Source organism: Herpetosiphon giganteus (genome assembly GCF_016907925.1).
Taxonomy (GTDB): Bacteria; Chloroflexota; Chloroflexia; order Chloroflexales; family Herpetosiphonaceae; genus Herpetosiphon; species Herpetosiphon giganteus.
In genome coordinates this window covers 95,959-121,979 of sequence record NZ_JAFBCZ010000010.1, presented here as the reverse complement: position 1 = coordinate 121,979, position 26,021 = coordinate 95,959, and the positions used below count along the sequence as shown (strand labels likewise).

21 protein-coding genes and 2 tRNA genes are annotated in these 26,021 nt (G+C 50.1%); 12 read left to right on the top strand and 11 right to left on the bottom strand.

Going from position 1 to position 26,021, the window contains the following annotated elements; genetic code table 11:
- Positions 1 to 19: 19 nt before the first annotated feature.
- Complete coding sequence (locus JOD20_RS11310) at positions 20 to 1,282, top strand: glutamate-5-semialdehyde dehydrogenase (RefSeq protein ID WP_204755366.1); 1,263 nt, start codon at positions 20 to 22, stop codon at positions 1,280 to 1,282.
- A 5-nt stretch (positions 1,283 to 1,287) separates the two neighbouring features.
- Here JOD20_RS11310 and JOD20_RS11305 read toward each other — a convergent pair whose 3' ends face one another.
- Both JOD20_RS11305 and JOD20_RS11300 read right to left on the bottom strand, forming a co-directional pair.
- Positions 1,288 to 1,683, bottom strand: coding sequence for a hypothetical protein (locus tag JOD20_RS11305; protein WP_204755365.1), 396 nt, complete (start codon positions 1,681 to 1,683; stop codon positions 1,288 to 1,290).
- A complete protein-coding gene (locus tag JOD20_RS11300) occupies positions 1,676 to 2,086 on the bottom strand; it encodes a heavy metal-responsive transcriptional regulator (protein WP_204755364.1) in 411 nt (136 codons plus the stop codon). Before JOD20_RS11300 ends, JOD20_RS11305 begins: the two co-directional genes overlap by 8 nt.
- A 534-nt stretch (positions 2,087 to 2,620) precedes the next feature.
- On the opposite strand from JOD20_RS11300, the gene JOD20_RS11295 reads away from it, so the two are divergent.
- The gene (locus tag JOD20_RS11295) at positions 2,621 to 3,298 is read left to right on the top strand and encodes a hypothetical protein (protein WP_204755363.1); all 678 of its coding nucleotides are present in this window, start codon (positions 2,621 to 2,623) and stop codon (positions 3,296 to 3,298) included.
- A gap of 33 nt (positions 3,299 to 3,331) precedes the next feature.
- Here the strand turns inward: JOD20_RS11295 and JOD20_RS11290 are convergent, their stop codons facing one another.
- Positions 3,332 to 3,823 carry an NUDIX hydrolase gene (locus JOD20_RS11290; protein ID WP_204755362.1) on the bottom strand — a complete coding sequence of 164 codons (492 nt, stop codon included), beginning with the start codon at positions 3,821 to 3,823 and terminating at the stop codon, positions 3,332 to 3,334.
- Positions 3,824 to 3,909: 86 nt separating this feature from the next.
- Here JOD20_RS11290 and JOD20_RS11285 point away from each other — a divergent pair, with 86 nt between their 5' ends.
- Together JOD20_RS11285 and JOD20_RS11280 are read left to right on the top strand one after the other, a co-directional pair.
- Complete coding sequence (locus JOD20_RS11285) at positions 3,910 to 4,959, top strand: WD40 repeat domain-containing protein (RefSeq protein ID WP_204755361.1); 1,050 nt, start codon at positions 3,910 to 3,912, stop codon at positions 4,957 to 4,959.
- 157 nt (positions 4,960 to 5,116) lie between these two features.
- Entirely contained in the window at positions 5,117 to 6,358 is a 1,242-nt protein-coding gene (locus tag JOD20_RS11280; RefSeq protein ID WP_204755360.1) for a hypothetical protein, read from the top strand.
- A gap of 149 nt (positions 6,359 to 6,507) precedes the next feature.
- Here JOD20_RS11280 and JOD20_RS11275 read toward each other — a convergent pair whose 3' ends face one another.
- From JOD20_RS11275 to JOD20_RS11265, 3 genes are all read right to left on the bottom strand, one after another.
- On the bottom strand, positions 6,508 to 7,425 hold the full coding sequence (locus JOD20_RS11275; RefSeq protein WP_204755359.1) for a DMT family transporter: 918 nt from the start codon (positions 7,423 to 7,425) through the stop codon (positions 6,508 to 6,510).
- A gap of 222 nt (positions 7,426 to 7,647) precedes the next feature.
- Positions 7,648 to 7,723: transfer RNA gene (locus JOD20_RS11270), tRNA-Asn, on the bottom strand.
- Between the two features lie 20 nt (positions 7,724 to 7,743).
- Positions 7,744 to 7,819, bottom strand: a tRNA-Asn gene (locus JOD20_RS11265).
- Positions 7,820 to 7,963: 144 nt separating this feature from the next.
- Here JOD20_RS11265 and zigA point away from each other — a divergent pair.
- The 7 genes from zigA (at position 7,964) to JOD20_RS11230 (ending at position 16,361) form a co-directional block, all read left to right on the top strand.
- Positions 7,964 to 9,172, top strand: coding sequence for a zinc metallochaperone GTPase ZigA (gene zigA / locus JOD20_RS11260; RefSeq protein WP_204755358.1), 1,209 nt, complete (start codon positions 7,964 to 7,966; stop codon positions 9,170 to 9,172).
- A gap of 492 nt (positions 9,173 to 9,664) precedes the next feature.
- Positions 9,665 to 10,171, top strand: a complete 507-nt coding sequence (gene nuoI, locus JOD20_RS11255) for an NADH-quinone oxidoreductase subunit NuoI (protein ID WP_204755357.1) — start codon at positions 9,665 to 9,667, stop codon at positions 10,169 to 10,171.
- 178 nt (positions 10,172 to 10,349) lie between these two features.
- On the top strand, positions 10,350 to 10,874 hold the full coding sequence (locus tag JOD20_RS11250; protein ID WP_054537139.1) for an NADH-quinone oxidoreductase subunit J family protein: 525 nt from the start codon (positions 10,350 to 10,352) through the stop codon (positions 10,872 to 10,874).
- Positions 10,871 to 11,173 (top strand): NADH-quinone oxidoreductase subunit NuoK, encoded by a 303-nt coding sequence (gene nuoK, locus JOD20_RS11245; protein ID WP_054537138.1) that lies wholly within the window; start codon positions 10,871 to 10,873, stop codon positions 11,171 to 11,173. Before JOD20_RS11250 ends, nuoK begins: the two co-directional genes overlap by 4 nt.
- A gap of 42 nt (positions 11,174 to 11,215) precedes the next feature.
- Positions 11,216 to 13,267, top strand: a complete 2,052-nt coding sequence (gene nuoL, locus JOD20_RS11240) for an NADH-quinone oxidoreductase subunit L (RefSeq protein ID WP_204755356.1) — start codon at positions 11,216 to 11,218, stop codon at positions 13,265 to 13,267.
- A 46-nt stretch (positions 13,268 to 13,313) separates the two neighbouring features.
- Positions 13,314 to 14,867 carry a complex I subunit 4 family protein gene (locus tag JOD20_RS11235; protein ID WP_204755355.1) on the top strand — a complete coding sequence of 518 codons (1,554 nt, stop codon included), beginning with the start codon at positions 13,314 to 13,316 and terminating at the stop codon, positions 14,865 to 14,867.
- Positions 14,868 to 14,885: 18 nt separating this feature from the next.
- The gene (locus tag JOD20_RS11230; protein WP_204755354.1) at positions 14,886 to 16,361 is read left to right on the top strand and encodes an NADH-quinone oxidoreductase subunit N; all 1,476 of its coding nucleotides are present in this window, start codon (positions 14,886 to 14,888) and stop codon (positions 16,359 to 16,361) included.
- 658 nt (positions 16,362 to 17,019) lie between these two features.
- Here the strand turns inward: JOD20_RS11230 and lon are convergent.
- The 4 genes from lon to JOD20_RS11210 form a co-directional block, all read right to left on the bottom strand.
- Positions 17,020 to 19,452, bottom strand: a complete 2,433-nt coding sequence (gene lon / locus JOD20_RS11225; protein WP_204755353.1) for an endopeptidase La — start codon at positions 19,450 to 19,452, stop codon at positions 17,020 to 17,022.
- A gap of 139 nt (positions 19,453 to 19,591) precedes the next feature.
- Positions 19,592 to 21,388 carry an ABC transporter ATP-binding protein gene (locus tag JOD20_RS11220; protein WP_204755352.1) on the bottom strand — a complete coding sequence of 599 codons (1,797 nt, stop codon included), beginning with the start codon at positions 21,386 to 21,388 and terminating at the stop codon, positions 19,592 to 19,594.
- Between the two features lie 166 nt (positions 21,389 to 21,554).
- Complete coding sequence (locus JOD20_RS11215) at positions 21,555 to 23,069, bottom strand: YifB family Mg chelatase-like AAA ATPase (RefSeq protein WP_204755351.1); 1,515 nt, start codon at positions 23,067 to 23,069, stop codon at positions 21,555 to 21,557.
- A 96-nt stretch (positions 23,070 to 23,165) separates the two neighbouring features.
- Positions 23,166 to 23,474: a hypothetical protein gene (locus JOD20_RS11210; protein ID WP_204755350.1), complete on the bottom strand. Its 309-nt coding sequence runs from the start codon at positions 23,472 to 23,474 to the stop codon at positions 23,166 to 23,168.
- A 365-nt stretch (positions 23,475 to 23,839) separates the two neighbouring features.
- Between JOD20_RS11210 and JOD20_RS11205 the strand changes: the two genes are divergently transcribed.
- Complete coding sequence (locus JOD20_RS11205) at positions 23,840 to 24,568, top strand: SIR2 family NAD-dependent protein deacylase (protein ID WP_204755349.1); 729 nt, start codon at positions 23,840 to 23,842, stop codon at positions 24,566 to 24,568.
- Between the two features lie 627 nt (positions 24,569 to 25,195).
- Here the strand turns inward: JOD20_RS11205 and JOD20_RS11200 are convergent.
- Positions 25,196 to 25,972, bottom strand: coding sequence for a lysophospholipid acyltransferase family protein (locus JOD20_RS11200; protein ID WP_204755348.1), 777 nt, complete (start codon positions 25,970 to 25,972; stop codon positions 25,196 to 25,198).
- Positions 25,973 to 26,021 lie beyond the last annotated feature (49 nt).

Below are 26,021 nucleotides of genomic sequence, written 5' to 3'. Positions count from 1 at the left end.
GTCAATGAGGAGTCTCCAAATGCTTGAGGCAATGGGTCAGCGCGCAAAGCTGGCAGCCCGATTATTGGCCCGCACAACTACGGCGCAACGCAATGCAGCCGTTGAAGCGATGGCCGAAGAACTAAGCCTTGATCGTGAATCGATTCTTTCGGCTAATGCTGCTGATATGCGGCTTGGTCGCGAGGCTGGCTTAACTCCAGCTTTGCTTGACCGTTTACTGCTCAATGAGCAACGGCTCGAAGCAATTGCCAACGATGTGCGCACCGTGGCAGTGTTGCCCGATCCGGTTGGCGAGGTTTTTGAGCAAGGCGTGCTGCCCAATGGCTTGCGCATTGAAAAGCGGCGCGTGCCGTTGGGCGTGGTCGGCGTAATTTACGAGGCGCGGCCAAATGTCACCGCCGATGTGGCTGCTTTGTGCATCAAAGCTGGTAGCGCGGTGATTTTGCGTGGCGGCAAGGAGATTACCCGTTCGGCAGCAGCGTTAGTGCAGGCCTTGCGCCGCGCCTTAGAACGCGTCGATTTGCCCGCTGATGCCTTGCAATTGATCGATAATCCTGATCGTGAATTGGTTCGTGGCTTGCTGACATTGGATCGCTACGTCGATATGATTATTCCGCGTGGTGGCTCAGGCTTGCACGATTTTTGTCGCCAAACGGCCACGATTCCGGTAATTACTGGCGGAATTGGCGTTTGCCATGCCTATGTTGACCATACTGCGCCGCTCGATCAAGTTGTGCCGATCATTGTCAATGCCAAAGTGCAACGTCCAAGTGTCTGCAATTCGCTTGAAACCTTGTTGATTGAACGCAGCGCAGCCGCTAAAATCTTGCCACGTTTGGGTGCTGCCTTGCAAGAGCACAACGTCGAATTGCGCTGCGATCCTGAATCCTTGGCGATTTTGCGCGAGGCTGGTAGTAGCGATTGGCAGTTAGTCGCGGCCCAGCCTGATGATTTTGGCCAAGAATTTTCGGCATTAATCTTGGCAGTGCGGGTAGTTGATGGGCTTGATCAAGCGCTTGAGCACATCGATCAGCATGGAACCGACCATTCCGACACGATTTTGTCGCAAGACCCAACGGCAATCGAGCGCTTTTTGAATGAAGTTGATTCGGCGGTCGTGTATGCCAATTCTTCAACCCGTTTCACCGATGGCTCGCAATTGGGCTTGGGCGCTGAAATTGCGATCAGCACCCAAAAATTGCATGCTCGCGGCCCGATGGCCTTGCGCGAATTGACCTCGTATAAATGGATTGTGCGCGGCGCTGGCCACGTTCGCGATTAGCTTTTTTAGCGGGCAATTGCGCTAGTTTGGCGTGAATTGCCCGTTTGTTGATCAACCCGCAAGCCCCACAAGGTTGCCAGTGCCCCAACCACATCAGCGCCAGCAAAAAACAGCAATTGCCATGGCCCAAGCCCTCTGATGACCCACCAACCAAAGATCAATGGCACGCTGAGCCGCAACACCACCGTCGCTAAGGCATAGCGTTGCAGATTGATTGGGCTAACATTCATGTGCAATACGCCGATAAAGCCAATGAGCATGCCCGCCACCCGTGGCCAAACTTCGCTAGTTGCTGGCAAGCCAAAAAGCCCCAAAATAAGATTTGGCGCGAGCGCCGCCAACAGACCAGTGCTAAGCGCATACCAACCAAACCAGCGTAAACTTTGGGTTGTTCTAGGCATCAGAAACTCCTTGTACACAGGCCATCTCGGCCAAAGCATAAATAACTGGGCATTCGCGTGGGTCGTCGGCGGAACGAGCGGCAAATTCTTCGAGCGCCAAGCGCAAACGTTGAAACTGTTGAATCGTTTGCTCAATTTGCTGCACTTTTTGCTCAACGAATTGCTCAATCAACGCTTGCTCGGTGGTTTGCGGGCTGAGTTGCAGAAACATGCCCATTTCGCGCAAACTAAAGCCAAGTGCTTGACCTTGCTTGATTGCCAAAATGCGCGCAATCACAGTGCCCGCATAATCGCGATAGCCTGATTCGCGGCGTTGGGCGGTTTCGATCAGGCCCATGCGTTCATACAAACGGACAGTTTGGACACTTACGCCACAGCGGCGGGCTACTTGACCTATTTGCATCGCTCAAATCCTTTCTGATGCCTAGCATAAACCCTATACTATGCTATAGAGTCAAGGGGCAATTTTGAAAGGATGAAGGATGAGGGATGAAGGATGAAATGCCAAAGCAAAAGTCAAAAATCAGAAGGAAAAAGGGATCAGTCTATTGGCTATTGTCTATTGGCTTTGGGAAAGAATAATTTGAGCCACTCTGGGCCAATGCAAAAGATGAAGGATGAGGGAGGCAGCCAAAAATCAGAAGCAAAAGAGCATAGGCGTTAGATATAATAGTACATCACTTAACCACTGATTTCCTCTCACCCCCGTGCCTGTCGAACGGACGCAGGGGAACCACAATTCTGTGCTCCCCTCGCCCGCGTTCAGTGGGAGCGGGGCTGGGGGTGAGGGCATGCCACTGCTTGCCCATCCAATGTAACATTAGGGTTAGAATCTAGGTTTTGGGAATTTATGGAACCTTAAGCCACGCTGCACGTAGTAGCAGGGGTTTACTGAGAATATTATCCAACTAATCAGCTGATTTACTGAGGAGAACGTATGTTCAAGCGTTTAATTAACCAACCACGCCCGTACCTTTTCTTGATTCTATCCTTGCCATGTATCATCCTTGGGATGATTATGTTGCCGACTTCAATATTAGTAGCCTCAAATTGGGTATTATTTCTAAAGCTACTTATCTTTGCAGGAGTTATCTTTTTCGGCTATGGGCTTGATCATTTGCCAGAGATGATTGATACGATTGATTTTGATCGTAAAACGTATGGCTGGAGAAATTTATTTTTCTCACTGAGTTTACTAATACCATTTTATACATCGTCTATGTTTATTAATGCATCAACAACTGCAAGATTGTTACCTCTATTGATAACAATAATATTCGTAATCGTATCATCGTTTGGTTTTATCACAATTTTGTTTAAACATATTAGCCAATCGACATTACCACTTCAACCTGAATATATGCTGGTCAAAATGATAATGATTACAGTCGTATCGATTCCTTTATTGTACTGGTTATCAAAAGGATGGAATCTACTGCCAGTGCTTATGCTGCTAGGATTATTTAGCTATGGCTTTGGTTTAATCTATACTCGGAAAATTCAAGTATATGTGCTGTTTCGCTGTCTTACATTTATTGTAGTGAGCTTATTACTATCTCAATTGAATAATTTAATCGTCGTATGGGAGTTGAGTTTTAGTCGCTGGATGCGCTAAATTCGATGGCTAGTGCTGAGCGGAACACTTAATCTAATCGACTTCAATAAACAATGAGGCTACCTGCAATACATGGCGATATACTGGTAGATAGGCCTGTGGCAGGTAGCCCCAAATTTCGCTTAGAGCAATAATCCGGCGTTCAATCATTTCGAATTGTGGCTGCCATGCTTGGATTGTAACCTGGGCCAGCCAAAACGCTCGGACTAAAATGAGTCCTTGTTCTGTTCCAGCCAAACATTGGCTTTGGCAAAAGCCCAATAAGCTGGCGCTTTGAACCATCGCACATGCTTCTTCGGCCACTTCACGCTGCAAGGTTGCTGCCCACGATTCGCCCACTTCGCTGCGGCCTGCTGGCACATCCCAATCACGGCCATTTTGGCTCACCACTACAATTTGGCGTTCAGGCGTGAGGCAAATGCCAGCTGAGCCATGAGCGTTGCCTGCTGGCTCGCTATCGGCGGGTTGCCAACGCACATACCATGTTTGTTGATGCGTATTAATCTGCCACGTAGGGTGCTGCATTGATTTCCTCGCCTTATAATCAGCGCTACAACTACTCAATCTTCCTCACATTATAATCAAGGCTGCAAATTTTAAGGATTGCGATAATGATTAACTATCATCGGCAATGTGGTAAATGGGGCTATACGCCAAATCCAATCGCATGGCATCCCCATCAGGCGCTATTAGCAACTGGCTCAACCTTAGATTACAAAAAACGCCATGATGTGACAATTTGGAATGCTGATGGTCAATTGCAAACTAAATTAAAGTGCCAGAGCTATGTGGAGGAACTGCAATGGGTGCTGAATGGCACATTGCTAGCAGTGCGAACCAATGTTATTCAATTATGGAATCCACATGGTCGTTTGATCCGTCAAATACTAGGCTCGCGCATGGCCTGGAATCCAGTCTATCCCCAAGTAGTCAGCTATAGCGCCAAACAGAATTTTTGGCAAGTATGGGATTTAGCGAGTGCTACGAGTTATGGGCTTGGTCAGAATCTAGCGCCAGAAGAGTTTAAGGATAATCTAGCTTGGTCGGCGGATGGCGAATATCTGGTAGCTGCCTGGAACCAATCCACCTTAAATGTCATTGAGTTGCGTATTTGGCAGCGGAATGGCCAACTCGTGACGCAAACGAGCATCAAACCTCGCCAAAGTAGCAGGGTGCTTGAAATTGTTTGGCATCCTAGTTCGCGAATGTTTGCGCTTCGAACCCAATTCACAGTGCTCTTGATAGATCGCGCAGGCCAAATGCTTGATCAATGGGAACTGGACAGTGATCAACGGGAGTGGGAACATGGCCGCTGTTTTGGCTGGTCGCCAGATGGCACTGTTTTAGCCCAAGCCAATCAAACCAAACTCCAAATACGCAATTTGAATGGTCAGAGCATCGGCATTGAATTGAATGCGCTCGTAATGGCTTTCGCATGGCATCCAAGTGGCGATTTCTTGGCGATCGCAGCCTGGAATAATCAGATTCAATGTTGGGATCGCCATGGGAAACATCTCGCAACGGTTATAACTGACGTTGCGGACGTTGGCGGAAGAGCGATCATGATTCCATTCATCCTTGAATGGGATCCAAGCGGCAGCTATTTAGCGGCCTCGTTGCGTGGTTGTACGGTGCATCTATGGCGTTATAGCCCAATTTAATCTCAGTGAGAGCAGTCCAATTAGTTGGAATTGATGCCTCCTAGCAGGAGCTTATGGTCAATGCTGCGCGTATGCTATTGATTCTGTGGTCTCATCATTGCTAGTTAGCTAGCTGGCTTCGGCTGAAGCTAGGTACCATGCGATATAGGAGGTATCCATGAATCGAATCCATCGCCAGTTGGGAATTTTGAGTGCTGTTGGGTGTTTGTTAGCGCTGCTTGCCGGCTTGGCAGTTTCGCCAACGACAACCAGCGCTACTCGTCAGGCCCAAGGCTTGCCTGAAGTTGCGCCTGATACTGCATCAACTCAACTTAAACATGGCGGCTCGTTGCTGACGAGTGCTCGTCCGCCGCAGGCAGTTACGCCAATCTTCGATACTATTACTGGGGCTAATAATTTTATCGGTGCGGCGACTGCACCTCGCACCTATATCGGGCAAGCATTCAATTTGGCATCAGCAAGCGATATTACAGCACTCCAGTTTGGGCTGGTCTCGCTCTCAGCAACCACCTATACTAAAATTGAAGTTCGGATTCAATTTTGGGATAGTTTTAATGCTACCAATACACGGGTGTTTACAACCCCAGTTGGCGGTTTACTCAGTTTTGATCTTGGGGGCGGTAGCCTAGGTGCTAATCTTGTTTATGATGTCACTGTTCCATTGACTGATCCGCTGACCTTAAGTGGCATCAACAACCATGGTGTGACGATCAATATTCGTGGTGATAGCGGTGCGGGCCTTGTTGATACGACAAATCTGACCCCAGCAATTCGTGGTGGTGCAGGTGCTCCTGCCTTTGCCGCTGGTTCGGTACCGTTAGCTGCGCCAAACTATGGCTATTATCGCAACGTTAATGGGCAAACCGATTTCAATTTTCTGTCCAGTGATGCGCGCAATATAGGGGCAAATAGTGCCCTATACATAATCTTGTTTACTGGCTTTCCTGATCCAACAGCAACTGCTACGCTCGTTCCTACTTTTACCCCAACCGCAACCATCACGCCGACGGCAACGGTCACACCGACGGCAACCATCACGCCGACCGCGACCATCCTTCCAACCGCAACGGTTACGCCAACGGCAACCGTAACGCCGACGGCAACCATCATTCCAACCGCAACCGTAACGCCGACGGCAACGATTACTCCAACTGTAACGCCAACCGTAAGCATCACACCAATTGTCACGATTACGCCGACCTTAACCATCACGCCAACTGCAACCACTCCACCGAGCGTGACGGCAACCACTACTACGCCAACCAGCACTCCACCATCAACCACGCCAACCAGCACCACACCAACCAGCACTCCAACAACAACCGTCACCATCACATCGCCGACTATAACTCCGCTAAGTTGGAAATTGTATTTGCCATTTGTAGGCCGCTCTGAATAGTGGTCATCAAATTGGCCTAAACATTGATGGAGCATTGCGATCATGATGCTTCATTAATCAATAGAGCGATCGATGGTTCGCTATCGATCGCTCTGCGTTTAAACTAGCGCGAATAATGGTGCTTGGTTTTAGTTAGGCAGCAGATATGTCTACGAATTGCGTGCCAACAACACAACCGCAGTCAGAATCAGCAGGCCACCACCAAGTTGCCAGATGCTAATTGGCTCGTGGAGCACAACAACCGCTGCGCCAACCGAAACCAACGGCTCCAATGCAGAGATCGTTGAGGCGGCGGTTGGGCCAATCCGTTCAAGCCCAACAAAGAACATCACAATTGCCAGCACGGTGGCAACCAGCGCAATACCGACAATTGCCAGCCAGCCGTTGATACTTGCTGGCCAGACTGGGCCGCGAGCCAGCATAATGCCTGTATACACGACCGCCGCTGCGCTCATAATGACCGTCGATGCGGGAATAGCTCCAGCGCTGGCGGTAATTTGGCTGCCCACTGTGATATAGATGGCGTAGATCACCGCTGCAGCGATGCCAAGCATGATGCCAAGTGGCTTGCCGCCACCGATCGGGCCGATTGCCAACGCTGTGCCAGCCAAGGCAAGCGTCAAGGCTAGCAGTTTCCATGTAGTCAAGCGTTCCTTGAAGAACACCACGGCGAGCAGCGTAACCAGTCCAGGATAGAGGTAGAGCAATACGGCAACCAAGCCTGCCGAGGCCATGGTGAGCGCCACAAAATAGGCAAGCGACTGGCCTACATAACCAATCCCGCCCAACAAGATTAAGCCAATTAGCAGCTTGCCCCGTGGGAGCCGTTCACCGCGCAGGCGCAGCATGCCATGCATCACAATTGCAGCGATAGTGAATCGCAAACATAAGACCGTAATTGGCTCAGTGCCATCGTCGTAGGCTAGCCGCGCAAACACTCCCAGCCAACCAAAGGCCATTGCCGAGATGATCATGGCCGTAATTCCAAACCAGCGTTGGCGATTGGCCGCTGGATCGGGGTTATGGCTTGGCGAAGAAACCGCTGAATCTCCAACAGCCTGCTTCATAGTATCCTTTCATTAGTCCGAGCTAACGATTCACCCATTAAATGCTCGTCAGCGAAACCCCAAGAGTCTTTGATAATTGAGAATAATGCTGGGTTATAGTGTACCGCAATCGTCAGATGGCTGATTGTTGGGCATGAATTTGGCGAAGCTATTGCGTGATAAAGCGTGGATTTATTAAATGATAAACACCCATCTGAAATCTCAGATGGGTGTTTATGGTTGTGGCTCCCTGACTAGGACTCGAACCTAGGACATGCTGATTAACAGTCAACCGCTCTACCAACTGAGCTATCAGGGATTATCAATTGTCAAAAGAAGTGGCTCCCTGACTAGGACTCGAACCTAGGACCCATTGATTAACAGTCAATTGCTCTACCAACTGAGCTATCAGGGATTATTTGTTTGCTTTCGGCAATTTTGCCGTTCAACAGTGCTGAAGTATAGCCTAATTGGCGGGTTTTGTCAAATGTTGCTTGACGAATTCAAAAATCGATTATAATGATACTTGGTATCAATAAATAAACAAGGATTATACTTCATGTCGAAGTTGCCGCTTCCAGTAACTGTGCTTTCGGGCTTTCTCGGGGCAGGAAAAACCACCTTACTTAATCATATTTTGGCCAATCGCCAAGGGCTGCGGGTGGCCGTGATCGTTAATGATATGAGCGAAGTGAATATCGATGCGCGCTTGGTGGGCCATGGCGAGCTGGCGCTCAATCGGGTTGAAGAACAATTGGTCGAGCTTAGCAATGGTTGTATTTGCTGTACCTTGCGTGAAGATTTGCTGCTTGAAGTTGGTAAATTGGCTCGCGCTGGGCGTTTCGATTATCTGCTGATCGAATCAACAGGAATCTCCGAACCCTTGCCTGTGGCCGAAACCTTTACTTTCGAGGATGAATCGGGGGTGAGTTTGGCTGAAATTGCCAAACTCGATACGCTGGTGACGGTAGTTGATGCACTTAATTTTTTGCACGATTTCAATGCTGCTCACGATTTGCGCGACCGCGATTTGGCAATTGATGAGGCTGACGAACGCACCTTGGTTGATCTGTTGATCGATCAGGTTGAGTTTTGCAATGTGTTGGTGATTAACAAAACCGATTTGATTCGTGCTGAAGAGCTAACCCATTTGCACGAATTATTGAGCACGCTTAATCCGCAGGCTCAAATTGTGCATGCAACTCATGGCAATGTGCCGCTCGCCGCAATTCTCAATACTGGTTTGTTTGATTTTGATCAAGCGAGTGCTGCGCCTGGCTGGCTGGCCGAATTACGCGGTGAGCACACGCCCGAAACTGAGGAATATGGCATTCACAGTTGGGTTTATCGGGCACGCCGACCATTTTCGGCCCAACGCTTTTGGGACTTTGTGAATAGCGATTGGCATGGCGTGATTCGGGCCAAAGGTTTCTTTTGGGTGATTTCGCAGCCAACAACTGCTGGCCTGCTCTCGCAGGCTGGTCAAAATTGTCGCGTCGAGCCTGCTGGCGAATGGTGGGCCGATAGCGATCAAAGCGAGTGGCCGGAAACCGCCGAGGAACGAGCTGAAATTGAGGCCTTGTGGGATGAACACGTTGGCGATCGTCGCCAGGAATTAGTCTTTATTGGCCAAGATTTTGATCAGGCTTGGTTGCAACAGCAATTGGATGCTTGTTTACTGACAGATCAAGAATGGCAGCAACCAGCCAAATTTTGGCAAATCGATGATCCGTTTGCAGGTTGGAACGAGCAAGAAATCGTTGGCTAGGTTTTGATCCACGAAGGACACGAAGGGCCACGAAGTACGGAAACCGCGAAGGGCGCGAAGGGCCACGAAGGGCGATAGGCTAGAGGCTTTTGGCTATCGGAAGGTTTCTCGTATGAAATTCATTCGCGATAGCCAGTAGCCTTTTTTGATCGCGCTTTTGAGTTTTGACTTTTGACCTTTGATTTGGTATTTCATCCTTCATCCTTCATCCCTCATCCTTATCCTATGCTCTATGTTCTTCTTTTCCTCCCGCATAATTCATAATTCATCCTTAGCCCTATGTTCTCTGTTCTCTGCTCTATGTTCTTAATTTCCTCCCGCATAATTCGTCCTTCATCCTTTTCTCATCCTGTTTGGCTTATCAAGAGATTGTGATAAAATAAACACGCCCGCGACGGCACCGATTCGAAAAACATTGCACCGCCGCTTGACGCACAGTGGCGGTTTTGGCGTGAACGCCATGGGAGTCACGCACCGAGAAAGGAATCGCCAATGCTGAAAGGAACGATGGCCTATTTTAAGGGTCTCAAAACCACGGCGAAATATCTCTTCAAAAAGCCTGTGACCGTTGAATATCCTGAGGTCAAACGGCCTGTCCGCGAGCGCTTCCGGGGGCGGCATGAACTGAAGCGTTTTGCTAATGGTTTAGAGCGGTGTATTGGGTGTTCGCTGTGTGCTGCTGCTTGTCCTGCTGATGCAATTTATGTTGTGCCTGGCCAGAACGATCCGGCTAAGCCACGCTCTGCAGGCGAGCGTCATGCGGCGGTGTATGAAATTAATATGTTGCGTTGTATTTTTTGTGGCTATTGCGAAGATGCCTGCCCAACCAACGCAATTGTGCTTGAGCACCAATATGAATTAGCCTTCTACGATCGCCGCGCCTCGATTTACACCCAAGATATGTTGTTGGTGCCGGTCGATAAAGGCCACGGCGAAGTGCCACCAGTCTTGCAACAAACTGGCAAACAACTTAACCCACCGGCCCAAATAGACCTATAAAAGGTATGAAGTATGAAGGATGAAGTATGAAGGATGGGCTAATCGAGGCTAAATTTGCTTCCTCAGCGTCCAAGCTTCTACTTTATAGTTTAGGGTAGCCAACGGTTCAAAGTGTGAAGGGCGTGCCAACGGGGTTTGAATTCATCCCTCATCCTTCATCCTTTATCTGGGAGTGTCCATGGAAACATTTTTGTTTATCACCACGGCCATTGTGGCGGTGGGGGCAGCCTTGGCAATGGTGCTGAGCAGCAATGCAGTGCATAGTGCGCTGTTTTTGATTTTGAATTTCTGCTCGGTCGCCATTTTATATTTTTTGCTGCGCGCGCCGTTTCTCGGTGCAGTTCAAGTGACGGTTTATGCTGGCGCGATTATGGTGCTCTTCCTGTTCGTGATCATGCTTTTGGGCGCTGAAAATGCTGAGCTTGGCGAGGAGAAAATTGGTTGGCAAAAGCCGGCTGGCCTCATCCTTGGGGTGGCATTATTGGCCGAGATTGGCTATGTGGCCTATCGTGGCACTAAGCTGATCGACGCTCCCGTTGCTGATGCGACCAATATTGGCGCACCAACCACGATCAGCGCCAAATTGTTCAGCACCTATCTCTTGCCCTTTGAAGTCATTTCTATTCTGCTCTTGATTGCAGTAGTCGGGACAGTTGTGCTGACCCGTCGGCGGGTGGTTGCCCGCGAGGAGCGCCAATCGTGATTTCAACCAATGCTTATGTGTTGCTGAGTGCAATTCTGTTTACGATTGGGGTCGTTGGGGTCTTGGTGCGCCGTAACGTAATCATCATGTTTATGTCGGTTGAGTTGATGCTCAATTCGGCCAATTTGGCGTTAATTGCGTTTAGCCGCGCGCGTGCTGAGAGCGATGGCCAAATTATGACATTTTTTGTGATTGCAGTCGCTGCGGCAGAAGTCGCAGTTGGTTTGGCGCTGTTGGTGTCGATTTTCCGTGCCAAAAAGACCACCAACATCGATGATGTGAATACGCTCAAGGGCTAGGCAACGGCCTTGCACCTTGCCGAAGTGTCTACTGGAGAACTTATGGCGGAATTAATTTGGCTTGTGCCGTTGCTGCCACTGCTCGGTGTCGTGATCAATACCCTGTTGGGGTTGAACGATTTGCGGCGTAGCCGTGCCAACGCTCACCACGACCACGGGCATGATCACGGGCATGGCCACGCTGACGCGCACCACGGCCACGGCGATAACCCAACCTCAAAACGCTCTGGCTTGATTGCGAGCTTGATGGTTGGTTTGGGCTTTGTGCTGACCTTGGTAACCCTCGTTGAGTTGCTGGGCATGCCTGCCCCAACCACGTTGGGCGAAAATAACCGTTGGTTTGACGTAACCTATTGGAACTGGATGGCCTTTGGCGATTTGAAAATCCCCTTCGGCTTTTTGATCGACCAACTTTCAGTCACGATGATGCTCTTGGTCACTGGCGTAGGGACGTTGATTCACCTCTATGCGATTGGCTATATGAGCCACGACGAACGCCCGACCCGTTTCTTCGTCTACCTCAACCTGTTTATTGTGGCAATGTTGATGCTCGTGATGGGCAACAACTTTGTGATGCTGTTCTTAGGTTGGGAAGGCGTGGGCTTGTGTTCGTTCTTGCTGATTGGCTTCTGGTTTGAACAACGCGACCCACCATGGGCTTCGGTCAAAGCCTTTGTGACCAACCGCGTTGGCGACTTTGGCTTGTTGATGGCGATGTTTGCAATTTATGCCTTGGCGCGTAAGCCCGATGGCACCTTCTTGCATTCATTGATCTTCCGCGAAGTCTTGGATCAAGGCACGGTCTTCTCGCTGCAACAATACAGCACGTTCTTTATGGGCACGCAATACACGGCGGCTGGGGCAATTGCCTTTATGCTGTTGCTTGGTGTAACTGGGAAATCGGCGCAAATTCCGCTGTTTGTCTGGTTGCCCGATGCAATGGCTGGCCCAACCCCAGTTTCAGCTTTGATTCACGCCGCGACCATGGTTACTGCTGGCGTGTACTTGATGATCCGCACCCACCCAATCTTTGAATTAGCGCCATCTGTCCAAAGCACCGTAACCTTTATTGGGGTTGCAACGGCGTTGGTCGCGGCTTCGATTGCGCTCGGTCAATACGACATCAAGAAGGTGCTGGCCTTCTCGACTGTTTCGCAATTGGGCTTTATGGTGGCGGCTGTGGGCATGGGAGCATACGTTGCCGCGATGTTCCACCTGCTAACCCACGGGATTTTCAAGGCGCTCTTGTTCCTTGGCTCTGGCTCGGTAATTCACGGCTTTGGCAACGAACAAGATATGCGCAAAATGGGCGGGCTACGCAAGAAAATGCCCACTACCTTCTGGACCTATATTGTCGGGACGATGGGCTTGATTGGCTTCCCGTTGATTTCAGGTTTCTGGTCGAAAGACGAAATTATTGGCCATGCCTTCGATCACGATCATCGTACGGTTGGCATATTGTTGATTGTGGGCGCGGTGTTAACCTCGTTCTACATGGGTCGCCAAATCTCAATGGTCTTCTTTGGCGAACAACGCGATCAACACATTCACGCTCACGAGAGTAGCCGTTGGATGACTGCCCCGTTGATCGGCTTGGCCTTGTTGACCTTGGCAAGCGGTTTGATCAACGTGCCTGGCTGGCATCCATTAACCACGTGGCTTGAGCCAATCGTCGAAGAAGAAGCTGCCAAGTTTCACCTTAATATCGCTGCAATTGTGACGATCTTAGGCTTGCTTGCCTTTGCAGCTGGCTTCTACCTCTATAATTGGGCAGCCAAGCACAAGCGCATCAAGCCCAACCAACGCGACCTGTTGCACCACTGGGGCGGCGATTTCTACGCCATCCTTGAGGAAAAATGGGGCTTTGATGCCTTGTATAACGCTGTTTTAGTCAAGCCCTACAAGGCTTTGGCCAGCTTCTTTGGTAAGTTCTTCGATGTCAAAATTATTGATGGCATCGTTAATGGCACGGCAGAGCTTGTCGGCTTGTCGGGTCGCGGCTTGCGAACGTTCCAATCGGGCTATGTACGCTCGTATGCACTGATGTTTGTGATCGGTGTGGTGATCGTGCTTGGCTTCTTTGCGTTGCGCTAGGACGTGAAGCGCAGGCTCCGGCTTGTTTCTTCACAAGGAGTAACCCTTGACGAATACAAACGACTTAGGTTTTACGATCTTATCGCTGGTGGTGTTTTTACCTGCCGTCGGTGCGATCATCCTGGCGTTTATGCGCGGCCAACGCGGAGCAGCCCGAATTTTTGCCTTGGGCTGGAGCACACTCGTTTTCGCCGTGTCATTGCCAATTTTGTTCAATTTCAAGCACGATGCCGCTGGACTCCAGTTCTACGAATATTTCAGCTGGATTCCGGATTGGGGCGTGCGCTACGAGTTGGGTCTTGATGGTATTAGTTTGTGGTTGGTGCTGCTGACAACCTTCATCACTCCTTTGGCAATTTGGAGTGCCTGGAATGTTGAAGACAAAACCAACAACTTCTTGATGCTGATTCTGTTGCAAGAAACGGGCATGTTGGGCGTGTTTCTGGCCCAAGACCTGTTCTTGTTCTATATCTTCTGGGAATTCACCCTGATTCCAATGTATTTCTTGATTGGGATTTGGGGTGGCAAGCGCCGCATTTACGCCACAGTGAAGTTCTTCTTGTATACCTTCGCTGCCTCGGTGTTTATGTTGATTGGCATTATTGCCTTGGGCTTGCTCAATTATAAATATTTGGCGCAACAAGGCTTGCCAACCGATACAGCCTTCCAAGTGCAAACCTTGATGGCCAATATCAATCAATTTGGCTTGTCGGATACCGAATTGAAATTGCTGTTCCTCTCATTCTTCGTAGCGTTTGCGGTCAAAGTGCCATTGTGGCCTGTCCACACGTGGCTGCCTGATGCCCACGTTGAAGCACCAACTGCTGGTTCGGTGATTCTGGCGGCGGTGCTGCTGAAAATGGGTGGCTACGGCATGATTCGCTTCTGCGTGCAGTTGTTCCCGCAAGTTGCCCAAGAATGGGCACGCCCCATTGCCTTGCTGGCAGTGATTGGGATCATCTATGGCGCAGTGCTTTCGTATGCTCAAAGCGATATTAAGAAGCTGGTGGCTTATTCATCAGTCAGCCACATGGGCTTTATCGTGTTGGGGATTTTCGCGCTGAATGAAGTTGGTTTGCAAGGCGCTGTGTTGCAAATGATCAACCACGGGTTGAGCACTGGCGCATTATTCTTGCTGATTGGGATGGTTTACGAACGCACCCACACTCGCGAATTGGCCGATTACGGCGGTTTGTGGAAAGTTGTGCCTGTGTTCGTCTACTTCCTATTATTTGCCACGATGGCCTCTGTCGGCTTGCCCGGCTTGAATGGCTTCGTTGGTGAATTCCTAATTATGCTCGGCGCATTCGATTCGCCAATCGGCTGGACGTTTACCGCGTTTGCCGCAGTTGGCGTGATTTTGGCAGCGGTCTATTTGCTCAAAATGTTCCAAGGCATTGCTTCGGGGCCATTTAGCGAACGCCGCACGCCACACCTGAGCGATTTGACTCGCCGCGAAGTAGCGATTTTGTTGCCACTCTGTATCTTGATGTTGGTAATTGGTCTCTACTCGCCATACTTTACTCGCCCAATGGAAACAACGATCAAGGCGCTTGAAGCCTTCGTTGCCAATGCTGCGCCACTGATTGCTGGCCAATAAGACGGAGCGTGAGTTCGAATGAATGATTTAACATTTGTCACGCCGGAGATTAACTGGACAGTCTTAGGCATGCCAGCATTCCTGATGATTTGGGCGATGTTGGTCTTGATTGTCGATATGTTTACCTCGGATCGGCGGGTTTTGATCACGCTAAGCCTGATTGGGCTGGGCGTGACTGCGGCGCTTGGTGCGCTGGATTATGGCTCAACTGTCTCAGGCTTTTCAGACATGTTGGTGTTTGATAAGTTTGGGGTGTTAGTAAATTGGATTTTGCTGGCAGGTACAGCATTGACCTTGCTGATTGCCTTTGATTACATGCCACGCCAAAATCTCAACCAAGGCGAGTTTTATCCCTTAGTGTTGTTTGCAACTTCTGGGATGTTGTTCTTGGTTCAAGCAACCGACCTTGTAACGATCTTTATTGGGGTTGAAACGCTGTCGATTGCGCTGTATGTGCTGACCGGTTTTGCCGTGCCACAATTCAAATCGGGCGAAGCAGCGATTAAATATCTGTTGCTTGGCGGTTTTGCGGCGGGCTTTCTGGTCTATGGCATCGCCTTGATTTATGGCATGACTGGCAAAACCAATCTAGCCCAAATTGCCACCGAATTGAGCACTTGGCAAAGCACTGGTAAAGCACTTGATGATCCAATTTTGTTGGCTGGGGTTGGCTTTGTCTTGATTGCCTTGGGCTTTAAGGTTTCAATGTTCCCCTTCCACGCTTGGACTCCTGACGTGTACGAAGGCGCGCCCACGCCAGTAACCGCCTATATGTCGGTTGCGACCAAAGGTGCTGCGTTCGCCGCCATGTTGCGCTTCTTGAATGTGGCCTTCCCTGCGCTCAAGCCAGAGTGGCAATTGCTGTTTGGCCTGTTTGCAGCGGCAACCATGGTTTATGGCAATATCGTGGCAGTTGCCCAAAGCAACCTCAAGCGCATGTTGGCCTATTCGTCGATTGCGCACGCTGGCTATATGTTGCTCGGCGTGTTAGCTGCCAGCGAAAAAGGCATTAGCGCCTTCACGGTTTATCTTTTGGCCTACACCTTGACCAACCTTGGCGCGTTTGCCGTGCTGATTGCCTTGGAAAATCGCGGCATGCCCGTGTTTGAACTGAAGGATCTGCGTGGATTGGGCAAGCGTAGCCCACTCTTGGCACTGGCGATGACCGTGTTTATGTTCTCGTTGGCAGGCGTGCCACCAACAGCAGGCTTTGCCAGCAAGTTTGGCATTTTCCGCGCTGCCTGGGATGCCAACCTTGATTATTTGGCGATTATCGGCGTAATTACCAGCGTCGTTTCGGCCTTCTTCTACTTGCGGGTGATTGTGACGATGTGGATGCGCGATGCAGAAGCCACCGAGCCACAACCAACCTATGCCACGGCTTCGCTCTCGCTGGGCGTGCTCGTCGCAGTCATTGGGATTGTCGCGGTTGGGATTGCCCCAAACATCTTCACCGATTTGGCCAAAGCCTTGGTCTTGACTGTCGCCCAATAATTCACTGTTCTAACCCTTGCTTCCCTCATGAACCTACGGGTTTGTGGGGGAAGCGTTTTTTAAAGGATGAAATATGAGGGATGAAGGATGAAGAAGAACATAGAGTATAGCTGTACTGGTTCATTAGGTTGGCAACCAGGTGCATGCCCTCACCCCCAACCCCTCTCCCACTGAACGCGGGCGAGGGGGAGCACTGATTCAGCGGTTCCCCCTCGCCTGTTCGACGGGAGAGGGGGCTAGGGGGTGAGGGGGAATCGTCGTTAACGCAATGAACCAGTACACATAGAACATAGGGATGAGGTCAAAAATCAAAAGGCAGAAGGCAAAAAGGGATGAGGCTATGGGCTAATGGCTTTGGGCTTTGGGAAGCTAATCTAGCTAATCTGTGGAATCTGTGGCTAAAATAGAGATTAGGCTATGGGCTAATGGCTTTGGGCTATTGGGAACATCATTCGTGCTCTTTGTGCTCTTCGTGGATCAATAGTCTATAGTCCAATCCTCATAATCTGGGCAATCTGTGGCTAAAATGTACTTCGCGTTCTTCGCGCCCTTCGTGGTTTCCATTCTTCATCCTTCATCCCTCATCCTTCATCCTTTTATAAAAACACCCCTCTCCTCATGACAAGGAAAGGGGCGTTGAATGGAACGTCAGCCTGATTTAGCTGGCGATCACGTCTTGGCGAATAAAGGGCATTAGCGCAATTGTCAGCACTTCGTCCATGGTTTCGACCGGAATCAATTGCAGATCTTGGCGCACTTTTTCTGGCAGATCGACAATATCTTTGGCGTTTTCCTTGGGCAAAATGAAGGTTTTGATGCCTGCGCGATGAGCTGCCAAGGTTTTTTCTTTCAAGCCACCAATTGGCAGAACTCGCCCGCGCAGCGTCACTTCGCCAGTCATGGCAACGTCACGGCGCACGGCTCGTCCAGTCATGGCCGAAATCAATGCAATCGTTAAGGTGATGCCTGCTGAAGGGCCATCCTTGGGCACTGCGCCTTCGGGAACGTGAATGTGAATTGAGTGCTCGTCAAAGTAATTTGGCTCGATGCCCAATTCTTTGGCCCGATAGCGCACATACGACATTGCTGCTTGCGCCGATTCCTTCATCACATCGCCCAATTGACCAGTTAGGCGCAATTCGCCTTTGCCAGTCAATGGCAAGACTTCGAATGAGAGAATATCGCCGCCGGTTGGAGTCCAAGCAACGCCTGTTGCTACGCCAACTTGGTCGGCTACTTCGGCCATGCCAAAGCTGAAATGTTCTGGGCCAAGGTAGGTTGGCACATCATCAGCATCAATCAAGAATTTAATTGGCTCGGCTTTTTTAGCCTTCTTGCGCCGCTTCTTGCCTTCTTGTGGTGCTTCCTCATCTTGTGATTCAGCGACCTTGCGGGCAATTTTGCGACACAGAGCCGCTACTTCACGCTCAAGGTTGCGCACGCCAGCTTCGCGGGTATATTCGCGAATCAGCTTCAAGATTGCTGCATCAGTCACTTCTAATTGGCTGGTTTCGAGGCCATGGAACTCGCGTTGCTTGGGCAACAAGAAGCCTTGGGCAATCGCCAGTTTTTCATCCTCGGTGTAGCCGCCAATCTCGATAATTTCCATCCGGTCGCGTAGCGGCGCAGGAATTGGCTCAAGTTGGTTGGCGGTTGCCACAAACACGACTTGGCTCAAATCAAACGGAATTTCCAAATAGTGATCTGAGAAGGTGTTATTTTGCTCAGGATCAAGCACTTCCAACAGCGCCGAAGTTGGGTCACCACGGAAGTCATTGCCAATCTTGTCGATTTCGTCCAGCATAAAGACTGCTTGGCGCGACTTGGCGGTTTTCATGCCTTGAATAATTCGGCCTGGCATTGCACCGATGTAGGTACGGCGGTGGCCGCGAATTTCGGCTTCATCGTGCACGCCACCCAATGATTGGCGCACGAATGGCCGATCCAAGGCGCGGGCAATTGAGCGGCCAAGGCTGGTTTTACCAACGCCTGGAGGGCCAACGAAGCACAAGATTGGCGAACGCATTTTGCTGCCAGCGAGCTTGCGCACCGCCAGATATTCCAAAATCCGCTCTTTGACTTTTTCCAAGCCATAATGATCTTCGTCGAGCACTTGGCGCGATTGCACCAATGAAATTGCCGCAACTTGATCGGCATTCCATGGCAGGGCAATAATCCAATCGAGGTAGGTGCGAATCACGCCTGCTTCTGGCGAATTCATGCCTTGTTGGGCCAAGCGCTTAATTTCGTGCAAGGCTTGATCTTTGACATATTGCGGGGCATTCAGTTCATTGACTTTGCGGCGCAATTCATCAATTGGATCATCGCCATCGTCATCTTCGCCGAGTTCACGGCGGATAACACGCATTTGTTCGCGCAAGAAATACTCTTTTTGGCCTTGATCGAGCACTTCTTTGGTATCTGATTGAATTTTGGCCCGCAAACGCAACAGCTCTAATTGGCGAGCCAAAATGACTTGAACCCGATTCAAGCGAGCCAATGGTTCGGCCTCGTTCAACAATTCCAAGCGATCTTGGAACGAGAAGGCAGGGCCGTAGGTCACGAGGTCGGCCAAGTGGCCAGGCGTGTTAATTCGATGCACAAAAGCAACAGCTTCTTGGGGAATTTCGCCTAAATAATCGACAAATTCAGTAATTTGCTGTTTGACTGTATCCATTAATGCATCAACTTCGATGCCTTTTGGTTCTTGATCTGGCAAGTAGCGGCAGGCTACGCGATAGAAGGGATCGCTCTGAACACAATCAACAATCTCAGCGCGCGTAATCCCTTCGAGGACAATTTTTACCGTGCCATCGGGCAATTGGGAGAAATCTTCCAAGCGCGCGACCACGCCAACATTGGGTAATTGTTGGGGTTCGTGGCCTTTGTAGGCTTCAATTTCGGCCTCGGAAACAAAGATCAACAAAACATGTTGATCATCTTCCATCGCTTGTTCCATGGCCCGATAAGACTTGCCCTGCCCAACCTGGAGCGGCACAGTCATGTGCGGCATGATCACAATTTCGCCCAATACCACCAGTGGTAAAGTGCGCTCGGTTCCTGTACGAGGGCGGTCTTTTTCTCGGGTCATATCAAAAATCCCTCATTTCGCTGTGGCAGAATGGCCACACAGAGTGGGTTAAAAGCAGCATAATACGTCTTTATAGTATACGCTAACTTATCTTAACGGCAAGCCTCGATCGTCCTGTTTTGGTCTAATCCTTTTAATTTTAATACTCTGTTAGCACAGTTGCGGCTGCTTCGTTGGTTTCAAATTGTAAATGATACAAGCGAGCATACGTGCCTGCTTGAGCCAAAAGTTCGCTATGGCTGCCAAGTTCTGTTACGCGGCCATGCTCAATCACGGCAATTCTGGTAGCATTTTTGACGGTCGAAAGCCGATGGGCAATCACGAAGGTCGTGCGGCCTTGCATCAAGCGTTCTAAAGCCTCTTGCACCAAGCCTTCCGATTCGCTATCCATCGCCGAGGTCGCTTCATCCAAAATTAGGATGCGTGGGTTTTTGAGCAAAGCTCGGGCAATCGCGACGCGCTGGCGTTGACCACCAGAGAGTTTGATCCCCCGCTCGCCAACGATTGATTCGTAGCCACCCTCGAAATTGCTGATAAAGTCGTGAGCATTGGCTGCTTTGGCCGCTTCGATAACTGCTTCCATCGGCGCATCGAGGTTGCCATAGCGAATATTATCGGCAATCGTGCCGCTAAATAGCAAGGTTTCTTGCGGCACAATCCCAATTTGCGAGCGCAACGACGGCAAATCAACATCGCGAATATCAAAGCCATCAACCGTAATTCGCCCTTTGGTAACATCATAAAAACGCGGAATCAAGTTAACTAAGGTCGATTTGCCAGAGCCACTTGGCCCGACAATCGCCATCACTTCGCCTGGCTCGACCCGCAGATTAATATTGCTCAAAACGGGCATACTGCCTTCGCTATAATTGAACGAAACATCTTCAAGGTAAATTTCGCCTTCGATTGGTGGCAAGGTGATGGCGTTGGTTTTGCTAGCGATTGAAGGTGCGGTATCCAAAATGCCAAATACCCGTGCGGTTGAGCCAAGCGCCTCTTGCAATTGGCTATACAAGCTGGTAAATGTGCCAAGCGAGCCAGCAATTACCGCTGCATACAACAAGAAGGCGATCAAATCGCCAAGCTGCATCGTACCATTCAAAACTTGGCGGCCACCAAACCAAAGCACGAATACCAAGGCTCCAAAGCCCGAAAACGAAACGATTGGTACAAACTGGGCGCGGGTTTTGGTACGCCGCATCGAGGCCGAGAAGGCATGTTCAATTGCGCCGCTAAATCGCTCAACTTCATAGGGTTCGCGGGCAAATGATTGCACAATGCGCACGCCGGAGATGGTTTCTTCAAGTACTGACGAGGCTTCAGCCATACGATCCTGAACTTCAGTTGACATATTGCGAATCCGGCGGCCATAAATAATCGCCAGCACAATCATTAATGGAATCAGCAGCAGCGTAATTGCGGTCAGCTGCCAACTGAGATTGATCATCATAATGAAGCTGCCGATGAAGGTAATGCCATTTTGCAAAAAGGCTGCAACCGCATTCGTGCCAATGCCTTGAATGACCGTTACATCGTTGGTGACGCGCGAAGTTAATTCGCCGACGCGGCGTTCGCTAAAAAAGGCCAACGAAAGCCGCTGCAAATGCGAATAAACCTCAATCCGCAAATCGGCAACCGCGCGTTCGCCAACGTAGGTGAGAAAATAGCCTTGAATATAGTTAAACACCATTTGGGCGATAAACACACCCATTAAGCCCAGCGCAACCTTATCCAAGGCGCTGGTGCTTGAAGCATCTTTGACTGTTTCGACCAAATTGCGAATTGCCAGCGGCATGATTAGGCCGATGCCGCTTGAAATTGCCAAACACAGCAGCGCGATTGCTAAGCGCCAGCGATAGGGATATACATACTGAAACATGCGTCGCAGCTCTAAATGACGCAAATTACTTAATTGTTTCGGGGCTTGTGCCAGCATCGTGTCCATCCTTCAGCCAACAAATAGCATCATTGGCACGTATATACACGCTTGCCCAGCAACCAGCAAGCGCCGTATTGATCAATCGATCGGTTTCATGATGATTGTACGTGGCTGATGGGTGATGTCAATCGCTGTGTTGGTTAGCAGATGTTACCACCAGCCGTTATTCGGTTCGGCGGGGTCGATATTGGAGCGCTTCGGCCAAATGTGCTGGTTGAATTTGCTCAAGATTGGCCAAATCGGCAATTGTACGGGCCAATTTAAGCACCCGATGATAACTGCGGGCTGAAAGCTGTAATTGGCGCATAGCCGCTTTCATCAGGCTTTGGCTGGCGGCATCAAGCTCGCAGGCTTGGCGCAATTGGGCTGGCCCCATATCGCTATTGGTCAAGATTGACTGCTTGCAAAAGCGTTCTGCTTGGCGTTGGCGCGCTAACACGACGCGCTCGCGAATTTGCTCCGATGATTCGCTACTACGCACACTCGCAAGCTTTTCATATTCAAGCCGTGGAACTTCAATATGAATATCAATCCGATCGAGTAATGGCCCAGAGATGCGTTTTTGATAGCGAGCAATTGCGGCTGGTGGGCAGACGCATTGGCGGGTAGGGTCACTTAAGTAGCCACAAGGGCAAGGGTTCATGGCTCCTATTAGCACGAAGTTTGCCGGGAATGTGAGCGTGCCTGCGGCGCGACTGAGCACCACCGTATGATCTTCGAGTGGTTGGCGCAAGACTTCGAGCACTTGTTGGCTAAATTCGGGCATCTCGTCGAGAAAAAGCACGCCCCGATGGGCCAACGAAATCTCGCCTGGCTGCGGGGTGCGGCCACCACCGACGAGGCCAGCATTGGAAATTGTGTGATGCGGTGAGCGAAATGGGCGCGTGCGAATAAAGGGCAGATCGCTGGGCAACAGGCCTTTGACTGAATAAATTTTGGTCACATCCAAGGCTTCGTCAAGGCTTAGCGGCGGCAAAATTGAGGGTACGCAGCGGGCTAGTAAAGTTTTGCCAGAGCCAGGCGGGCCGCTCATCAAAACATTATGCCCACCAGCAGCAGCAACTTCTAAAGCCCGTTTGACGTGTTCTTGGCCTTTGACATCGGCAAAATCGACGCTATAGCTGAGGCTTTCTGGGGCTGGCGGTTGGCCTTCGTAGGCTGCGATATAGCGCTCGCCATTGAGATGAGCAGCAATCTCGACGATGGAGCGCACAGGAATAATCGTCATATCGCCAAGCAAAGCGGCTTCGGCGGCATCGCAATGTGGCACATAAACTGTTTGCAAGCCTTCGCGGCGGGCAATTGTGACCATTGGCAAGATGCCATCGGTATGGCGTAAAGCTCCATCAAGCGATAGCTCACCGACAAACATTGCCTGGCTGACATCGGCAGCGATTTGGCCTGAGGCCAGCAAAATGCCCACGGCAATGGGCAGATCGTAGGCTGGGCCTGCTTTACGTAAATCAGCAGGAGCCAAATTGACGGTTAGCCGTTTATCGGGGAAGGAACCGCCACTATTGCGCACGGCGGCGCGGACTCGCTCTTTGGCCTCTTGGACGGCAGTATCGGGCAAGCCTACAATCGTGAACGTCGGCAAACCACGACTGAGATCAACTTCGACTTCGACTAACGCGCCATCGAGGCCAACCACGGCGCAACTCCAAACTTTCGCCAACATGATGATACCTCCCGTAACATAACGCTATCGGGAACTAGAGCCGCATGTTGGCGATTTTTGGCATGGAGTTGGAGCAATTGAGGAAATTAGCCGAAGTTAGTTGACGGCAACCCAATCGAGTTTAACCAATTTATCGGCGACGGTATTCATATCGGCTCCGCGGCAACGGCAGCTTGGTTGATGTTGCACAACCACTTGCCAGGCGCGACAGACAACCTGAACCGGCCAGCAATCTTGGCTTGGCACTTGATGCGAGGCACTCACATGATCAATAATTTGTTCGGCAACCATGTAGGCATCGTTATCGTTGATACCTTCGGCTTCGCGGACAATGACGGCTAATTGGACTATATGGCTTGCTACTTTGAGCAAGACCCCACGGCTTTTAACGCGTTCGGTTTGCATGGTCTGCGATCCTTTGGCATGAAGGATTGATAGGACGTTTATCGGCAAATACCACAGTGGGTATTGGCAAAATCATAAAAATAGCGGCACGCAATCGCAATCACGTACAGCTAGGCACAAAATCCATTTGCTCAAGTAGTCGAATGCAAAAGTGAAGCGTTGCTAAAGAGCATCAACATCCCTAAATCTGTCTCTTAATGATAGTAAGACATTCGCAGCCGAATTTCAATAGATTTTGGCCTAAATTATTATGCAAATAATAAACTGTTAATAAAATTTGATTATCTAGCCACGATTTACTCTTACAATCTACCATAGTAAATAGCACAAGCGTGCTTTTAATTGAGTTGCAAGGATATTGATCAATGAGTGAATTTGCTGCTGATTTAATCCACCATTTGCGTCAAGCCCAATCAATGGTTGTATTAACTGGCTCTGGAATTTCAGCGCCGAGTGGAATTCCGACCTATCGTAGTGCTGCTGTCGATGCTCGTTGGACCGCCTATGATCCTGATAAGGTTGCAACCTTGGCTGGCTTCGAGCGCGATCCGTTTGGCGTTTTTCAGGTGTATCAAACGATGAAGCGTCAATGCGAAGCGGCTCAACCAAACGCTGGCCATTATGCAGTGGCCCAGCTTGAACAATTGATGCCAGAATTTAAGTTATTTACCCAAAATATTGATAGTTTGCATCAACGGGCTGGCTCAAGCAATGTTTTTGAGGTGCATGGCAGTTTAGCGCGCACAATTTGCGCGCGTGAACGGCGCTTGGTTGAAGATTGGGATGCCGAGCAGCCAATTTGCCCTACTTGTGGTGCGCCGTTGCGCCCCGATATTGTCTGGTTTGGCGAATTATTGGATGCGGCGATGCTGCAAGCGGCAAAAGATGCCTTTGATCGCAGCGATGTGGCCTTGGTGATTGGCACATCGGCGATTGTTGAGCCAATTGCTTCGTTGCCGCATCGGGCGTTGCGGCGCAAAAAGACGGTGATTGAAATTAACCCTGATATGCCATTGCGCGGGATTGCGAGCTATTCGTTGGCGGGCAGTGCCGATGTGGTGTTGCCTCGATTGATTGAGGCAGTTTGGATTTAATGAATCCACGAAGGTTTTTAGCCACGAATTGCACGAATTACACGAAGCATTATTTTTTAGCCACAGATTGGCACAGATTTTTAGGATTTGGTTTCTGCTAGTCCATAGCCAACAGCCAATAGCCAAATTCCTGTTTTAGCCACGAATTGCACGAATTACACGAAGCATTATTTTTTAGCCACAGATTGGCACAGATTTTTAGGATTTGGTTTCTGCTAGCCCATAGCCAACAGCCAATAACCACCTTTCCTCTGCGCCTCTGCGTTAAGCGATCTTGCTGAATTATTAATTTGTTTATCCTCAGCCTTCGCGTTCTTCGTGGTTGCTCATCACTGAATCCTGACCCCGTCACTTTTTTCGCCACCCTTCCGTCCCTCCGCCGGAGGGAAACGCAGGGGGTTTTCATCCCCCTGCACCCCCAAATATGTATGTATTGGATTGTTGTTATGCTTCGTTAACCCCAAATGTTGTGTGTTTCGCGTACTTCGCACTTTTCACGGTTGCTCGTTCCTGATCCCGATCCTCCATCCCTAACAACTGCTCCCCAACCCTTCGCGTTCTTCGCGTTCTTCGTGGTTGCTCGTCGCTGATCCCGATCCCCAGCCCCCAACAACCGACCCCCAATCCTTATCGTTGCCACCAGCGCACGATTGGCCCCAAAATTTGGTCGAAGCGGTGATTAACTGAGGCTGTGCCCTGCATAATTGATTGAAAATTGGCAAGATCTTGCTGCTTCCACTCGTCACGGAGTTGGTCGGCGGTGCTGGTCAAATTGCGCTCTAATTGAGGTTGCAGTTGCTCGCGGCTTGTGCCAGCATCGACCCAGGTTGGCTCGCCACAACGAATTAGGGCAACTGGGCGTTGTTCGCCACTAAATTCATAGCGTAGAGCAACTGGCAAACACCACAGATTGCCAGTGCGAGTAGCAATATCGGCAACCCCGCGGAACAATTGGAGCGGACGGCGATCTGGCGGTATAATTTGGCCCTGCGGAAAAACCCAAACTAAGGCGTGGCTGTGGTGTTGAAGCTGGGTGCTGGCGTAGCGTATTGAGCGCAGGGCCTCACGCGGTTCTTGGCGGTTAACCGAGAAGCAACCACACCAGCGGAAGAAGAAATAACGGGCGAGCTGCGCTTCTTCCATCATCAAAAAATGGCGGCGTGGGTAGACGTTGCGAAATAGCTCAAAGGCAAGATGCCCATCCCACCAGCTTGTATGGGTCACATAGCACAAAATTGGCTCGCGGCTGCGCAAAATGTCACTGGCTGACCCAACGTTGAGCAATACTTGATCGAAGGTTTTGCGCAAGGCTGGCCGAATGAGTGCCCGATAGACCAACCATGCGCCCAAACGATTGGGTTGAGCTGGCAAACGTGGTTGATTATTGGCTGAGCTTAGTGGCATAATCAAGGTCTCATGCTAGTGACAATCTGTCCAAATAGTAGCATAGCTA

Coding starts and splice junctions, on each gene's coding strand:
- JOD20_RS11300 (WP_204755364.1), bottom strand. CDS start 2,086: ATGCAAATAGGTCAAGTAGCCCGCCGCTGTGGCGTAAGTGTCCAAACT.
- nuoL (WP_204755356.1), top strand. CDS start 11,216: ATGGCGGAATTAATTTGGCTTGTGCCGTTGCTGCCACTGCTCGGTGTC.
- JOD20_RS11220 (WP_204755352.1), bottom strand. CDS start 21,388: ATGCTGGCACAAGCCCCGAAACAATTAAGTAATTTGCGTCATTTAGAG.
- zigA (WP_204755358.1), top strand. CDS start 7,964: ATGTCGAAGTTGCCGCTTCCAGTAACTGTGCTTTCGGGCTTTCTCGGG.
- nuoI (WP_204755357.1), top strand. CDS start 9,665: ATGCTGAAAGGAACGATGGCCTATTTTAAGGGTCTCAAAACCACGGCG.
- JOD20_RS11215 (WP_204755351.1), bottom strand. CDS start 23,069: ATGTTGGCGAAAGTTTGGAGTTGCGCCGTGGTTGGCCTCGATGGCGCG.
- JOD20_RS11310 (WP_204755366.1), top strand. CDS start 20: ATGCTTGAGGCAATGGGTCAGCGCGCAAAGCTGGCAGCCCGATTATTG.
- JOD20_RS11200 (WP_204755348.1), bottom strand. CDS start 25,972: ATGCCACTAAGCTCAGCCAATAATCAACCACGTTTGCCAGCTCAACCC.
- JOD20_RS11230 (WP_204755354.1), top strand. CDS start 14,886: ATGAATGATTTAACATTTGTCACGCCGGAGATTAACTGGACAGTCTTA.
- lon (WP_204755353.1), bottom strand. CDS start 19,452: ATGACCCGAGAAAAAGACCGCCCTCGTACAGGAACCGAGCGCACTTTA.
- JOD20_RS11205 (WP_204755349.1), top strand. CDS start 23,840: ATGAGTGAATTTGCTGCTGATTTAATCCACCATTTGCGTCAAGCCCAA.
- JOD20_RS11275 (WP_204755359.1), bottom strand. CDS start 7,425: ATGAAGCAGGCTGTTGGAGATTCAGCGGTTTCTTCGCCAAGCCATAAC.
- JOD20_RS11305 (WP_204755365.1), bottom strand. CDS start 1,683: ATGCCTAGAACAACCCAAAGTTTACGCTGGTTTGGTTGGTATGCGCTT.
- JOD20_RS11250 (WP_054537139.1), top strand. CDS start 10,350: ATGGAAACATTTTTGTTTATCACCACGGCCATTGTGGCGGTGGGGGCA.
- JOD20_RS11285 (WP_204755361.1), top strand. CDS start 3,910: ATGATTAACTATCATCGGCAATGTGGTAAATGGGGCTATACGCCAAAT.
- JOD20_RS11295 (WP_204755363.1), top strand. CDS start 2,621: ATGTTCAAGCGTTTAATTAACCAACCACGCCCGTACCTTTTCTTGATT.
- JOD20_RS11290 (WP_204755362.1), bottom strand. CDS start 3,823: ATGCAGCACCCTACGTGGCAGATTAATACGCATCAACAAACATGGTAT.
- JOD20_RS11210 (WP_204755350.1), bottom strand. CDS start 23,474: ATGCAAACCGAACGCGTTAAAAGCCGTGGGGTCTTGCTCAAAGTAGCA.
- JOD20_RS11280 (WP_204755360.1), top strand. CDS start 5,117: ATGAATCGAATCCATCGCCAGTTGGGAATTTTGAGTGCTGTTGGGTGT.